The sequence below is a fragment of the Aureimonas sp. Leaf324 genome (assembly GCF_001423245.1).
Lineage (GTDB): Bacteria > Pseudomonadota > Alphaproteobacteria > Rhizobiales > Rhizobiaceae > Aureimonas.
In genome coordinates, this window is record NZ_LMOH01000001.1 from 634,545 (window position 1) to 648,061 (window position 13,517).

Consider the following 13,517-nt stretch of genomic DNA (forward strand, 5'->3'; position numbering starts at 1 on the left):
TACGGCAGGTCTAGACGTCGAGATCCCGGACGAAGGCCGCCCGGTCCTGGATGAATCGGAAACGCGCCTCGGGCTTGTTGCCCATCAGCGCGTCGACGGCCCCTGCGGTTCCGGCTTCCGGAGAAGCATCGATCTCGACGCGAAGCAAGGTGCGCTTCCGCGGGTCCATCGTGGTCTCTTTCAGCTGCGAGGGAAGCATCTCGCCGAGACCTTTGAACCGGCTGACTTCGACCTTCCCCTTGCCCTTGAACTCGCGGGCGACGATGCGCTCGCGATCAGCGTCGTCGCGCGCGTAGATCGTCTTGCCGCCCTGCGTCAGCTTGTAGAGCGGCGGCACGGCGAGGAAGAGATGGCCGTTGCGGATGAGATCCGGCATCTCCTGGTAGAAGAACGTTATCAGAAGCGAGGCGATGTGCGCCCCGTCGACGTCGGCATCCGTCATGATGATGACGCGCTCGTAGCGAAGGTCGTCGTCGCGATACTTCGCCTTCGTGCCGCAACCGAGCGCCAGCGTCAGGTCGGCGAGCTGCTGGTTGGCGCCGAGCTTTTCCCGTCCCGCGGACGCGACGTTCAGGATCTTGCCGCGCAGGGGAAGGATCGCCTGACGGGCGCGATCGCGCGCCTGCTTGGCGGATCCGCCAGCCGAGTCGCCTTCGACGATGAAGAGCTCGGCACCCGCGGCCCCCGTCTGCGAGCAGTCGGCGAGCTTGCCCGGCAGGCGCAGCTTGCGGGTCGCCGTTTTGCGGCTGACCTCCTTCTCCTGCTTGCGCCGCAACCGTTCGTCGGCGCGCTCGACCACCCAGTCGATGAGGCGCGCAGCGTCCTGCGGCGAGGAGGCCAGCCAGATATCGAAGGAATCGCGGATCGAATTCTCGACGATGCGCTGGGCTTCCGCGGTGGCCAGACGGTCCTTGGTCTGGCCGACGAACTCCGGCTCGCGGATGAAGACCGAGAGCATCGCCGAGGCTGTGATCATCACGTCCTCGGCGGTGATGCTCGCCGCCCGCCGGTTCCCGGACAACTCCGCAAAGGCCTTCAGGCCGCGCAGCAGAACCGCACGCAGGCCCGCTTCATGCGTTCCGCCCTCTGGGGTCGGGATCGTGTTGACATAGGAACGGACGGCGCCGTCCTCCTGCGTCCACGAGACGGCCCATTCGACCGCGCCGTGGCCGGACACCTTCTCCGAGCGACCGGCAAAACTCTGGGCGGTGACGCGGGTTTGTCCGTCCAGCGAAGCTTCCAGATAGTCCTTCAGACCGCCGGGAAAATGAAAGCTGGCACGCGCGGGAATCTTGCCGTCCGCCGGCAGAAGCGACGGCGCGCACGACCAGCGGATTTCGACGCCGCCGAAGAGGTAGGCCTTCGAGCGAGCCATTGCGAAGAGCCGGGCGGGCACGAACTTCGCGTCAGCGCCGAAAATCTGCGCATCGGGATGGAAGCGAACGCGCGTGCCACGCCGGTTCTGCACTTCACCGACTTCCGTCAACGCGCTGGTCGGCAGGCCGCGCGAGAACGTCTGGCGGTAGAGCTTGCGATTGCGGGCGACCTCAACCTCGAGGACATCCGAGAGAGCGTTGACGACCGAGATGCCGACGCCGTGCAGGCCGCCGGACGTCTCGTAGACCTTCGAGTCGAACTTTCCGCCCGCGTGCAGCGTCGTCATGATGACTTCGAGCGCCGACTTGTCGCGATACTTGGGATGCGGATCGATCGGGATGCCGCGACCGTTGTCGGTCACCGAGAGCGATCCGTCCTCCTCCAACGCCACTTCGATGAAGTTGGCATGCCCGGCGACGGCCTCGTCCATCGAGTTGTCGATGACCTCGGCGAAGAGGTGGTGCAGCGCCTTCTCGTCGGTGCCCCCGATATACATGCCGGGGCGACGGCGCACGGGCTCGAGGCCTTCCAGCACCTCGATGTCGGCCGCCGTGTAGTCCGTCGAAGGAGCGGGGACGACAACCGGAGTCGTTGCCTTGGGCGCCCGCGTGGCGCGGTCGGAAACGGGACGGGACGCGGCACGCGCCCCGGCAAAAAGATCCTGGCTCATACGGTCATCCGGCCTTCGACAGGCAGCCCGCGGGCGTGTGTCAGCATGCTGTCGAGGTAACCTTTCGGTCGATGTTCTACAAGTGTTCTCATGGCCCGTCTCAGCCGCGTGGGGGCTGTCGACGCGCGTTTATCCCGCACATGACGCATCGCCGCAACGCCTCGTCGACGACGGTTCTGCTTATGGTGCGCTGGCGGGCGGAAAGGCGGGGACCCATGCGTCAGACAATCCGGAACATTGGAGCATGCCTCGGACTGGCGATCGCCGGTTCGGCTTGGGCCTCTCCCTTCCCGCCCTTCAAGGATGAGCTGTTCGATTATCCCGAGCCGGTCGCTTCGCTCGACGGCGGACGCCGTCTCGATGTGCCATACAACGAAGCCCGAGACATCGATCGCCGCGACGAGGTGCCCGAGCGACGTGTCAGGCGAACTTACGTGGAACTCGGCCGCAACCTCCAGGCCGAAGAGAAGGTTCTCGCAACGCCGACGGGACCATTACGCTACGCGCAAGTCGGGGAGTCCGTGAAAGGCCAGCCGATCCTGGTTTTCGTTCATGGCAGGAATGGCGACCGGCGGCTGGGTCTCAACGACTGGACGTTCGGAGGCAACTTCAACCGTCTCAAGAACCTCCTGGTTCGAAGCGGCGGCAGCTACATCACCGTCGATGCAGAGCGCCTCGGCGACGACGATGCCGGCAAGGTCGCCGCCCTTCTGACCCAGCTGAAAAGCGGAGCGGCTTCCCCCGAACTGATCCTGACGTGCGCCTCGATGGGCGGCCAGGTCTGTTGGACGATCGCGACAAGCCCGACGGTTGCCAGCATCGACGCCATGGTTCTCCTGGGGTCCGACTCGACGCTCGAGCGCTTCGATGCGATGCGCCGCGCAAGGCGAGCATCGCTGCCGATCGTCATGGCGCACGGGACGCGTGACACGGTCTATGCGTTCGACCGCCAGCTTGCGGCCTTCGAGGCCGTGCGCAAACGCTGGCCGACCGATCCCGTCCGCTTCATCGGCTTCGACGACGGCAATCACGGTACTCCGATCCGCATGGTCGACTGGCGTGACACGTTGAACTGGATCGCCGCCAACGTTAGCCCTACCGCTGCGCGCTAGCATCGCGCCAAACGTCGTTTCTGGCGGGAGCATCCCTTGATCGCAGGACCAGAGCTACAGTCGCTGGTATCGGAAATCGCCGACGACATGCGGGCAAGGCCGGATCGCGGGCGGGTGGCGGACTACATCCCCGAGCTCGGCGCGGTCGATCCCGGTTACTTCGGAATGGCGGTCGCGCTGCCGGACGGCACGGTGGCCGCCGCCGGCGATGCCGATACGGCGTTCTCGATCCAGAGCATCTCGAAGGTCTTCACGCTGACGCTTGCCCTCGGCATTGCCGGCGACCGCTTGTGGAAGAGGGTCGGCCGCGAGCCGTCGGGCAGCGCCTTCAATTCGATCGTGCAACTCGAGAACGAGAAAGGCGTGCCCCGCAACCCCTTCATCAACGCCGGTGCGATCGCGGTCACCGACGTGATCCTGTCGGGGCACAAGCCGCGGGAGGCGCTGGGCGAGATCCTGCGGTTCATGCGCTTCCTGTCGGACGATGCGTCCATCACCATCGACAAGGCGGTAGCCGACTCCGAACAGCGGACCGGTTTCCGCAATATGGCGCTCGCCAACTACATGAAGTCGTTCGGCGTGATCGAAAACCCGGTGGAGTTCACGCTCGGTGTCTACTTCCACCACTGCGCCATCGCGATGTCATGCAGGCAGCTAGCGCTTGCCGGCCGTTTCCTCGCTCATTCCGGCCGCCACCCGGGCACCGGCCTCTCGGTAATCCAGGCCGAGCGGGCACGACGCATCAACGCCATCATGCTCACCTGCGGGCATTACGACGGATCGGGCGAATTCGCCTATCGGGTCGGACTGCCGGGAAAAAGCGGCGTCGGCGGCGGCATCCTGGCGATCGTCCCGGGACAGGCATCGATCGCCGTGTGGTCGCCGGGGCTCGACGCCGCCGGCAACTCGCATCTCGGGCGGATCGCGCTCGAGACTTTCGCCAAGCGCTCGGGCGTCTCGATCTTCGGGGCCTGACGGACCGTCAGGCGTTGCCGTGCGGCTTCGTCTCGTCCACCGCGGCCTGATGATACCAGGCGTCGCAATCCACGATCACCTCGCGAGTTGGAGCCCGATCCTGGGAGGCGGCGCCCCAGAACCGCGCCTCCCGCCGGCCGCCGACGGGAAATGCGAGAATAGTGGCGGTTGGAGAGAGTGGATTGCGTTCCATTGCGATCTCCTCCTAGCGGAGCGCCGCGTCTTTCAGCATCGCGGCTTGCTCATTCCCTATGCAATATGCACTCAATTTCATCAGATGGAAGGGTCTCGGACGGCGTCCCACGCGAAAGTGTCATCATGCGGCGAAGGGGTGAACGACGTTTTGCATCGAGGAATAGCAACTGGAATGGCGCGTAAACGCTGGCAGCGAGCGCGAAGTCGGGTTGCACTCCAGGTAGTCCCAATGCCCCTTGGGCGGGTTTCAACGGTCCATGTTGAAACTGGCACGAGATATGCATGAGGGTTGGCAGGCTGGGTCTGGCCGTGCGCCATGCGATGCGCTCGGGAACCGGCCAGCGCTTTGGAGAAGTGGGATGACGAAGTACAAGCTCGAATACATTTGGCTCGACGGCTACACCCCGGTGCCGAATCTTCGTGGCAAGACGCAGATCAAGGAATTTTCCGAGTTCCCGAAGCTGGAAGAGCTGCCGCTCTGGGGCTTCGACGGCTCCTCGACCATGCAGGCCGAGGGCCGCAGCTCCGACTGCGTTCTGAAGCCGGTCGCCGTCTATCCCGATCCGGCCCGCACCAACGGCGTGCTGGTCATGTGCGAGGTCATGATGCCGGATGGCGTCACGCCGCACGCCTCGAACGCTCGCGCCACGATCCTCGACGACGAGAACGCCTGGTTCGGCTTCGAGCAGGAATACTTCTTCTACAAGAACGGCCGCCCGCTCGGCTTCCCGGAAAGCGGCTACCCCGCGCCGCAGGGCCCTTACTACACAGGCGTCGGCTATTCGAACGTCGGCTCGGTCGCACGCCAGATCGTCGAGGAACATCTCGACCTCTGCCTCGCGGCCGGCATCAACCACGAAGGTATCAACGCCGAGGTGGCGAAGGGCCAGTGGGAATTCCAGATCTTCGGGAAGGGGTCCAAAAAGGCCGCCGACCAGATCTGGATGGCACGGTACCTGCTGCAGCGCCTTTGCGAGAAGTACGAGATCGACATCGAGTGGCACTGCAAGCCGCTCGGCGATACCGACTGGAACGGCTCGGGCATGCACTGCAACTTCTCGACGGCATACATGCGCGAGGTCGGCGGCAAGGAGTACTTCGAGCAGCTGATGGCCGCCTTCGACAGGAACCTCGAGGCCCACATCGCCGTCTACGGCCCGGACAACCATCTGCGCCTGACCGGCAAGCACGAGACCGCGCCCTGGAACAAGTTCTCCTACGGCGTGGCCGATCGTGGCGCTTCGATCCGCGTGCCGCACTCCTTCGTCAACAACGGCTACAAGGGCTATCTCGAGGATCGCCGCCCCAACTCGCAGGGCTGCCCCTATCAGATCGCCAGCCAGGTTCTGAAGACGATCTCCGAGGTGCCGCTCGGCGCTGAGGTTTCCGCGGCGGCCTGAGTCTACGGGACCACGGACGCAGGAAAAGGGCCCGGCGGAGCGATCCGCCGGGCCCTTTTCTCGTCCCGATTTGGTTCGAGAGGCGCTGCCTCCACTGGCGATGTCGCCACAGCTTCCACCAGAAAGATCCGCGACGGCTCGGCGAGCGACGCGTCGCCTGATCGCAGCGTCGGGCCCCTTGATGACGGAGATTAACGGGACAGCGCGACGTTGAGCCGACGACCCGCTCCAATGGGCTATGCGCCGGGTTTGCACAGAAGTCCCGGTACGAGGGCTGAGCAAGGAACACGAGGCGTTCGGAGAACGATTGCCCTCAACACACGAATCCCGCCTTCCAGCACGACGCCACCCTGGCCTTGCCTAGGAGACCGGTGCGATCCGGCCGCTTTGTCGCAAGAGTGCTCCAAGCCAGCGAATGCCGGGAGCACGCCGCCGGCCTTCACCGCACCCGAGAAAGCAGCGGCCTAAAACGCAAAGAGCCCCGACGCATGAAGCGCCGGGGCTCAATCGTCGCAGCCGATCGGAACCGATCAGACCGAGTAGTACATGTCGAACTCGACCGGGTGCGGCGTCATCTCGAAGCGCAGGACCTCGGCCATCTTCAGGTCAATGAAGGCGTCGATCTGGTCGTCGTCGAACACGCCGCCGGCCTTCAGGTAGTCGCGGTCGGAGTCCAGGCTCTCCATCGCCTCGCGGAGCGAGCGGCAGACCGTCGGGATTTCCTTCAGCTCCTCGGGCGGCAGATCGTAGAGATCCTTGTCCATGGCAGCGCCAGGATGGATCTTGTTCTTGATGCCGTCGAGGCCGGCCATCAGCATGGCGGCGAAGGCGAGGTAGGGGTTCGCCGTCGGATCCGGGAATCGGACCTCGACGCGCTTGGACTTCGGCGACTGGCCGAACGGGATGCGGCAGGACGCCGAGCGGTTGCGCGCGGAGTAGGCCAGCAGCACCGGCGCCTCGTAGCCCGGCACCAGACGCTTGAAGGCGTTCGTCGACGGGTTGGTGAAGGCGTTCAGCGACTTGGCGTGTTTGATGATGCCGCCGATGTAGAACAGCGCGTTCTCGGACAGGCCGGCATACTCGTTGCCCGCGAAGGTCGGCTTGCCGCCCTTCCAGATCGACTGGTGCACGTGCATGCCCGAGCCGTTGTCACCGAAGATCGGCTTCGGCATGAAGGTCGCCGTCTTGCCGTAGGCGTTGGCGACCTGGTGGATGACGTACTTGTAGATCTGCATCTTGTCCGCGTTGCGGACCAAGGTGTCGAACTTGATGCCGAGCTCGTGCTGGGCGGCAGCCACCTCGTGATGGTGCTTCTCGACCGCCACGCCCATCTCGGCCATGACCGTCAGCATCTCGGACCGCATGTCCTGGCAGCTGTCGATCGGCGGGACGGGGAAGTAGCCGCCCTTCACGCGCGGCCGGTGGCCGAGGTTGCCCGTCTCGTACTCGGAATCGTCGTTTGACGGCAGTTCGGTGGAGTCCAGCTTGAAGCCGGTGTTGTACGGGTCGGCCTTGTAGCGGACGTCGTCGAAGATGAAGAACTCGGCTTCCGGGCCGAAATAGGCGGTGTCGCCGATGCCGGACTGGTTGAGGTAGGCCTCGGCCTTCTTCGCCGTGCCACGCGGGTCGCGATTATAGCTCTCGCCCGAAACCGGATCGAGGATGTCGCAGTAGAGGACCATCGTCGACTGGGCGAAGAACGGGTCCATGTGCGCCGTCTCGGGGTCCGGCATCAGGGTCATGTCGGACTCGTTGATCGCCTTCCAGCCGGCGATCGACGAACCGTCGAACATCGTGCCTTCCGAGAACATGTCCTCGTCGACGATGGTCTGGTCCATCGTGACGTGCTGGAGCTTGCCCTTGGGGTCCGTGAAGCGAAGGTCGACGAACTTGACGTCGTTATCCTTGATCTGCTTCAGAATATCGTTGCCCGAAGTCATGAGAGTCCTTTCCGAATGGACGACTGTGCTCGTGTGGCTGTCCGGTTGATCGCCGGAAATCAGATGGCGTCGACGCCACTTTCGCCGGTGCGGATGCGCACGGCTTCCTCGACGTGCGAAACGAAGATCTTACCGTCGCCGATGCGGCCGGTCTGCGCCGCCTTGCGGATCGCCTCGACCGCGCCTTCGACCGCCTCGTCGGCGAGAACGATCTCGATCTTCACCTTGGGAAGGAAGTCGACCACGTACTCGGCGCCGCGATAGAGCTCCGTATGGCCCTTCTGCCGCCCGAAACCCTTGGCCTCGATGACGGTGATCCCCTGAAGACCGACGTCCTGAAGGGCTTCCTTCACTTCATCGAGCTTGAAGGGTTTAATGATCGCTTCGACCTTCTTCACCGAAGTCCGTCTCCCCCTACGTACCCGCCCTCGGACGGGTGACCGTCTGCTCCCGGCCAGGCAGCGTGTAGACCGATAGCCCGGCCGAGTCGATGCGGCAAATGCCTGTGCGATGTGTAGCGGATGACTGGCGCGAAAACCAGCGAACAGTCCCGGCCGACTGGGCATCCAGGCGGCAGGTTTAGCTCAATTGATGGGCATCTGACGAGAGTTTCGGCAACATGCTTGTATCGGGATCGCCCACCGCTCTTCTGGACGACAATGGCGTCAAGCAGGCGGACGCCCTCGCAGCCAGGTCGGGTATCGCGCTCGAAACGCTCGTTGAGCACGCGGGAACTCGCGTCGCCGAGGTGGCGGCAAGCGGGCTGCCGGACGGGGCCCGGATCGCCGTCTGGGCAGGGCCCGGCATGAATGGCGCCGACGCGAGAAAGGCAGCCGAACTCCTGCGCGGGCGGTTCGCGGTGACGGTGTTCGCCTATGGCGCCACCATCGATGCGAGCGAATGCCTACCGCTGCATTCTTACGGGGGCGAACCGTTCGACCTCGTGATCGACGGGTTGTTCGGGACCGGGCTCCGCCGCCCGCTGGACGCGGTCTGCCGCGAAGCCGTTCGCCGGCTTGCCGACAGCAGGTCGCCCGTTCTCTCGATCGACATTCCGAGCGGCATCGACGCGCGGACAGGCGCTGTCCTCGGTGCAGCCATCCAGGCTCAACGCACAGTCACGTTCGAGAGGCGGCGCCTTGGCCAACTCCTGATGCCGGGCCGCCTGCATACGGGAGAACTGATCGTGGCGGAGATCGGCATACCGGACGGCGTCTGGGCGGACGTGCCGGCGCCGGCTGATGCGAACGAACCCGGTCTGTGGCTCGACCAGTTGCGTCATCCGTCGTCGGCAGGGCACAAGTACGACCGAGGCCACGCGGTGGTATTCGCCGGACCGCTGGAGAAGAGCGGCGCGGCGCGCCTAGCAGCCGCGGCCGCACTACGCGGCGGTGCAGGTCTCGTGACGCTTCTCGGAAAGCGGGACGCGCTTGCCGGTCTGTCGGCTCAGGTCACGGCGATCATGTTGCGTGGCTGCGACGGCGAGAGCGATCTCGCCGCACTGCTGGAGGACACGCGCTTCAACGCCTTCGTCCTCGGCCCGGGATTTGGAGACGCCGCGAAGGCGCGGGTCTTCGCGAGGATGATCCTGCGCGCTGGCCGACGGCTGGTGCTCGACGCAGATGGGATTTCGGCGTTCGCGCCGGAGCCAGAGCACCTGTTCACCGAATGCCACGAGAGCGAGGGCGGCGTCGTGCTCACCCCGCACGCCGGAGAATTCAGGCGCCTGTTTCCGGAGATCGCAGCCGATCCATCGCTTTCGAAGCTCGATGCCGCGCAAGCCGCATCACGCGCGTCCGGAGCCGTCGTCGTCTCGAAAGGGGCCGACACCGTGATCGTTACCCCCGACGGCCGGGCCGCGATCGACGCGACCGGAACGCCATGGCTGGCAACGGCGGGGACGGGAGACGTCCTCGCCGGCATCATTGCGGCGCAACTCGCGCAGGGAACACCGACCTTCGAAGCGGCCTGCGCCGGCGTCTGGATGCACGGACGTGCGGCTGAATTTTTCGGACCGGGCCTCATCTCCGAGGATCTGCCGCAGATGCTGCCCCGCGTTCACGCCGAACTCAGCGCCATGCGGGGCGGCTGACACTACTCGGCAGCTTCGGCCTTCGCGATCGGACGGCGCTCCAGCAGGTCCTTCAGGAAACGGCCGGTGTAGGAGCGGGGCACCTTCACCAAGGCTTCCGGCGTTCCCGTTGCGACGATCTCGCCGCCTCCGTCGCCGCCTTCCGGGCCGATGTCGATCACCCAGTCCGCGGTCTTGATGACCTCGAGATTGTGCTCAATCACGACGACGGTATTGCCTTGGTCGACGAGCTCGTGAAGCACCTCCAGGAGCTTGGCGACGTCGTGGAAGTGCAGCCCGGTCGTCGGCTCGTCGAGGATGTAGAGCGTGCGGCCGGTCGCCCGGCGCGACAGCTCCTTCGCCAGCTTCACACGCTGCGCCTCGCCGCCGGACAGCGTATTCGCCTGCTGCCCGACCTTGATGTATCCGAGGCCCACCTCGTTCAGCGTCACCAGCTTGTCCCGAACCGCCGGGACAGCCGAGAAGAACTCGACGCCTTCCTCGACGGTCATATCGAGGACGTCGGCGATCGACTTCTCCTTGAAGGTCACCTCCAGCGTCTCGCGATTGTAGCGCTTGCCGTGGCAGACGTCGCAGGTGACGTAGACGTCGGGCAGGAAGTGCATCTCGATCTTGATGACGCCGTCGCCCTGGCACGCCTCGCAGCGGCCGCCTTTTACGTTGAAGGAGAAGCGACCCGGCTGGTAGCCGCGCGCCTTCGCCTCCGGCAGGCCGGCGAACCAGTCGCGGATCGGGGTGAAGGCACCAGTGTAGGTCGCCGGGTTCGATCGCGGCGTACGACCGATCGGCGACTGGTCGATGTCGATCACCTTGTCGAGGAGCTCCAACCCGTCGACACGGTCGTGGTCGGCCGGCACATCGCGCGCGCCGGAGATGCGACGAGCCGCAGCCTTGAACAGCGTCTCGATCAGGAAGGTCGACTTGCCGCCGCCGGAGACGCCGGTGACGCAGGTGAAGACGCCCATCGGCACTTCGGCGGTGACGTTCTTCAAGTTGTTGCCGCGCGCGCCGACGACCTTGATCGCCTTGCCCTTTTGCGACTTGCGCCGCTTGCCCGGGACCGGCACGCCCTTGGCGCCGGAAAGATAGGCGCCGGTCAGCGAGTTCGGGTGCGCCATCACCTCGGCGGGCGTGCCCGAAGCGATGATCTGACCACCGTGGACGCCGGCCGCCGGACCGATGTCGACCACGTGGTCGGCCATCAGGATCGCGTCCTCATCGTGCTCGACGACGATGACCGTGTTGCCGATGTCGCGCAGATGCTTCAGCGTGGCCAGAAGCCGCTCGTTGTCGCGCTGATGAAGGCCGATGGAGGGCTCGTCCAGCACGTAGAGGACACCCGTCAGGCCGGAACCGATCTGCGAGGCGAGGCGGATTCGCTGAGACTCGCCGCCGGACAGCGTGCCCGATGCGCGCGACAACGTGAGGTATTCGAGACCGACATCGTTGAGGAAGCGCAGGCGTTCGCGAATCTCCTTGAGAATCCGGACCGCGATCTCGTTCTGCTTCTGCGTCAGCTTCTGGGGCAGTGCCTCGAACCAGTCGCGCGCATTGCGGATCGACTGCTCGCTGACCTCGCCGATGTGCAGCCCCGCGACCTTGACCGCGAGCGCTTCGGGCTTCAGCCGATAACCGGCGCAGGCGGGGCAGGGGGTCGCCGACATGTAGCGTTCGATCTCCTCGCGCGACCACGCGGAGTCGGTCTCTTTCCAGCGACGCTCGAGGTTGGGGACGATGCCCTCGAAGGTCTTGGTGGTGGAGTAGGACCGCAGACCGTCGTTGTAGCGGAACTCGATCTTGGTCTTGCCGGTGCCCTTCAGGATCGCGTTGCGCGCGGTCTCGGAGAGTGCCGACCAGCGCTCGGTCTGCTTGAATCCGTATTCGCGACCAAGGGCCTCGAGCGTCTGGCCGTAGTAGGGGGAGGTCGACTTCGCCCAGGGCGCGATGGCGCCGCCCTTCAGCGTCAGATTCTCGTCCGGCACGATGAGCTTCGGGTCGATCTGCTGCTGCGAGCCGAGACCGTCGCAACGCGGGCAGGCGCCGAACGGGTTGTTGAACGAGAACAGGCGCGGTTCGATCTCCGGGATCGTGAAACCTGAAACCGGGCAGGCGAACTTCTCGGAGAACAGGATCTGGCGCGGCTTGCCGTCATCGCCGGGGCCGTCTGTATACTCTGCGACCGCCAGCCCATCCGCGAGCCGAAGGGCCGTCTCGAGGCTGTCGGCAAGACGCGACTTGATGTCCCCGCGCACGACGATGCGGTCCACCACGACGTCGATGTCGTGCTTGAACTTCTTGTCGAGCGTCGGGGCGTCGGCGATATCGTAGAATTCGCCGTCGATGCGTACGCGCTGGAAACCCTTCTTCTGAAGCTCGGCCAGTTCCTTCTTGTACTCGCCCTTGCGGCCGCGGATCATCGGCGCCAGCAGGAAGAGGCGCGTCCCCTCTTCGAGCACCATGATGCGATCGACCATCTGGCTGACCGTCTGGCTCTCGATCGGCAGGCCGGTCGCCGGCGAATAGGGCACGCCGACGCGAGCGAAGAGAAGACGTAGATAGTCGTAGATTTCGGTGACCGTGCCGACCGTCGAGCGCGGATTCTTCGAGGTCGTCTTCTGCTCGATCGAGATCGCGGGCGAGAGGCCGTCGATCTGGTCGACATCCGGCTTCTGCATCATCTCCAGGAACTGGCGGGCGTAGGCCGAAAGGCTTTCGACGTAGCGGCGCTGCCCTTCGGCATAGATCGTGTCGAAGGCAAGCGACGACTTGCCGGAGCCCGACAGGCCGGTCATCACGATCAGCTTGTCGCGCGGGAGGTCGAGATCGACGTTCTTGAGATTGTGCTCGCGAGCGCCGCGAATGGAGATGACATTCTTCATGGAGTTCGCCGCACTGTGTCGAATACGAGAGCTTGAATGGAAAGCCGGCGGATTCGGTTCGCCCGTCCGATCCGGTTTTCCGCTCCAGCCCACAGCCCATATCGGGAAGGCCTGCGAAGAATCAAAGGCCCGGCCTCGCCGGACTGGCGTTGCCTTCGCCGAGTTCCCATTTTGTTCTAGACAGAATCACGTGGGGCAGCAATCCATGTCACCCTGACTGGTCGCCCAGAAGGCTGGGGATCGCCGTTTCCGGCGGTATCGTGCCGGCGCCAATGGCACTAGTGTCCGCGCGACGAGCGTTCATACGGAGAAGAAGAATGGCGGGTAGCGTCAACAAGGTCATCCTCGTCGGAAATCTCGGTGCCGATCCCGAGATCAAGCGCCTGAACTCCGGCGACGCGATCGCAAACCTGCGGATCGCGACCTCCGAGACCTGGCGCGACAAGGCCTCCGGCGAGCGCAAGGAGCGCACGGAGTGGCACAGCGTCGTGATCTTCAACGAGAACCTGGTGAAGGTCGCCGAGCAGTACCTGAAGAAGGGCTCGACGGTCTACATCGAGGGCCAGCTGCAGACCCGTTCGTGGGAGGACCAGCAGGGCCAGAAGCGGTACACGACCGAAGTCGTGCTCCAGCGTTTTCGCGGTGAGCTTCAGATGCTCGGCGGACGCGGCGGCGACGGTGGCGGGCCGTCCTACGAGGGTGGCGGCGAGCGCTCGGGCGGACGCTCCGGTGGCGGCGGCGACTATGGCCGTGGCGGCGGCGGGGGCGGTGGTGGCCGCAGCTCGGGCGGCGGCGGCGGCGGCGGTGGATATGGCGGCGGGGGCGGTGGCGGTGGTCGCCCGTCCGATGACATGGACGACGAAATCCCGTTCTGATC

The 13,517-nt window shown here is 65.0% G+C and carries 10 protein-coding genes; 5 read left to right on the forward strand and 5 right to left on the reverse strand.

Features of this window, described 5'->3' with window-relative positions:
• Window positions 1-10: 10 nt before the first annotated feature.
• On the reverse strand, window positions 11-2,047 hold the full coding sequence (parE, locus tag ASF65_RS03035) for a DNA topoisomerase IV subunit B (protein WP_055884852.1): 2,037 nt from the start codon (window positions 2,045-2,047) through the stop codon (window positions 11-13).
• Between the two features lie 215 nt (window positions 2,048-2,262).
• On the opposite strand from parE, the gene ASF65_RS03040 reads away from it, so the two are divergent.
• Both ASF65_RS03040 and ASF65_RS03045 read left to right on the forward strand, forming a co-directional pair.
• Window positions 2,263-3,159 (forward strand): alpha/beta hydrolase, encoded by an 897-nt coding sequence (locus tag ASF65_RS03040; protein WP_055884856.1) that lies wholly within the window; start codon window positions 2,263-2,265, stop codon window positions 3,157-3,159.
• Window positions 3,160-3,195: 36 nt separating this feature from the next.
• Entirely contained in the window at window positions 3,196-4,134 is a 939-nt protein-coding gene (locus ASF65_RS03045) for a glutaminase (protein ID WP_156369130.1), read from the forward strand.
• A gap of 7 nt (window positions 4,135-4,141) precedes the next feature.
• On the opposite strand, the gene ASF65_RS03050 is transcribed toward ASF65_RS03045, so the two are convergent.
• Complete coding sequence (locus ASF65_RS03050) at window positions 4,142-4,327, reverse strand: DUF2735 domain-containing protein (RefSeq protein WP_055884861.1); 186 nt, start codon at window positions 4,325-4,327, stop codon at window positions 4,142-4,144.
• 361 nt (window positions 4,328-4,688) lie between these two features.
• Here ASF65_RS03050 and ASF65_RS03055 point away from each other — a divergent pair, with 361 nt between their 5' ends.
• The gene (locus tag ASF65_RS03055) at window positions 4,689-5,729 is read left to right on the forward strand and encodes a glutamine synthetase beta-grasp domain-containing protein (RefSeq protein ID WP_055884864.1); all 1,041 of its coding nucleotides are present in this window, start codon (window positions 4,689-4,691) and stop codon (window positions 5,727-5,729) included.
• Between the two features lie 530 nt (window positions 5,730-6,259).
• Here ASF65_RS03055 and glnA read toward each other — a convergent pair.
• Window positions 6,260-7,669 (reverse strand): type I glutamate--ammonia ligase, encoded by a 1,410-nt coding sequence (glnA, locus tag ASF65_RS03060; protein WP_055884867.1) that lies wholly within the window; start codon window positions 7,667-7,669, stop codon window positions 6,260-6,262.
• A gap of 59 nt (window positions 7,670-7,728) precedes the next feature.
• On the reverse strand, window positions 7,729-8,067 hold the full coding sequence (locus tag ASF65_RS03065) for a P-II family nitrogen regulator (RefSeq protein ID WP_055884870.1): 339 nt from the start codon (window positions 8,065-8,067) through the stop codon (window positions 7,729-7,731).
• 221 nt (window positions 8,068-8,288) lie between these two features.
• On the opposite strand from ASF65_RS03065, the gene ASF65_RS03070 reads away from it, so the two are divergent.
• A complete protein-coding gene (locus tag ASF65_RS03070; RefSeq protein WP_055884873.1) occupies window positions 8,289-9,761 on the forward strand; it encodes an NAD(P)H-hydrate dehydratase in 1,473 nt (490 codons plus the stop codon).
• Between the two features lie 2 nt (window positions 9,762-9,763).
• On the opposite strand, the gene uvrA is transcribed toward ASF65_RS03070, so the two are convergent.
• Entirely contained in the window at window positions 9,764-12,640 is a 2,877-nt protein-coding gene (uvrA, locus tag ASF65_RS03075) for an excinuclease ABC subunit UvrA (protein WP_055884877.1), read from the reverse strand.
• Window positions 12,641-12,957: 317 nt separating this feature from the next.
• Here uvrA and ssb point away from each other — a divergent pair, with 317 nt between their 5' ends.
• Window positions 12,958-13,515 (forward strand): single-stranded DNA-binding protein, encoded by a 558-nt coding sequence (ssb, locus tag ASF65_RS03080; protein WP_055884880.1) that lies wholly within the window; start codon window positions 12,958-12,960, stop codon window positions 13,513-13,515.
• The last annotated feature ends 2 nt before the right edge of the window (window positions 13,516-13,517 follow it).

What these genes read in the sequence shown, in the direction of transcription:
- parE (WP_055884852.1), bottom strand. Translation starts at nt 2,047, where the DNA reads ATGAGCCAGGATCTTTTTGCCGGGGCGCGTGCCGCGTCCCGTCCCGTT.
- ASF65_RS03040 (WP_055884856.1), top strand. Translation starts at nt 2,263, where the DNA reads ATGCGTCAGACAATCCGGAACATTGGAGCATGCCTCGGACTGGCGATC.
- ASF65_RS03050 (WP_055884861.1), bottom strand. Translation starts at nt 4,327, where the DNA reads ATGGAACGCAATCCACTCTCTCCAACCGCCACTATTCTCGCATTTCCC.
- ASF65_RS03055 (WP_055884864.1), top strand. Translation starts at nt 4,689, where the DNA reads ATGACGAAGTACAAGCTCGAATACATTTGGCTCGACGGCTACACCCCG.
- glnA (WP_055884867.1), bottom strand. Translation starts at nt 7,669, where the DNA reads ATGACTTCGGGCAACGATATTCTGAAGCAGATCAAGGATAACGACGTC.
- ASF65_RS03070 (WP_055884873.1), top strand. Translation starts at nt 8,289, where the DNA reads ATGCTTGTATCGGGATCGCCCACCGCTCTTCTGGACGACAATGGCGTC.
- uvrA (WP_055884877.1), bottom strand. Translation starts at nt 12,640, where the DNA reads ATGAAGAATGTCATCTCCATTCGCGGCGCTCGCGAGCACAATCTCAAG.
- ssb (WP_055884880.1), top strand. Translation starts at nt 12,958, where the DNA reads ATGGCGGGTAGCGTCAACAAGGTCATCCTCGTCGGAAATCTCGGTGCC.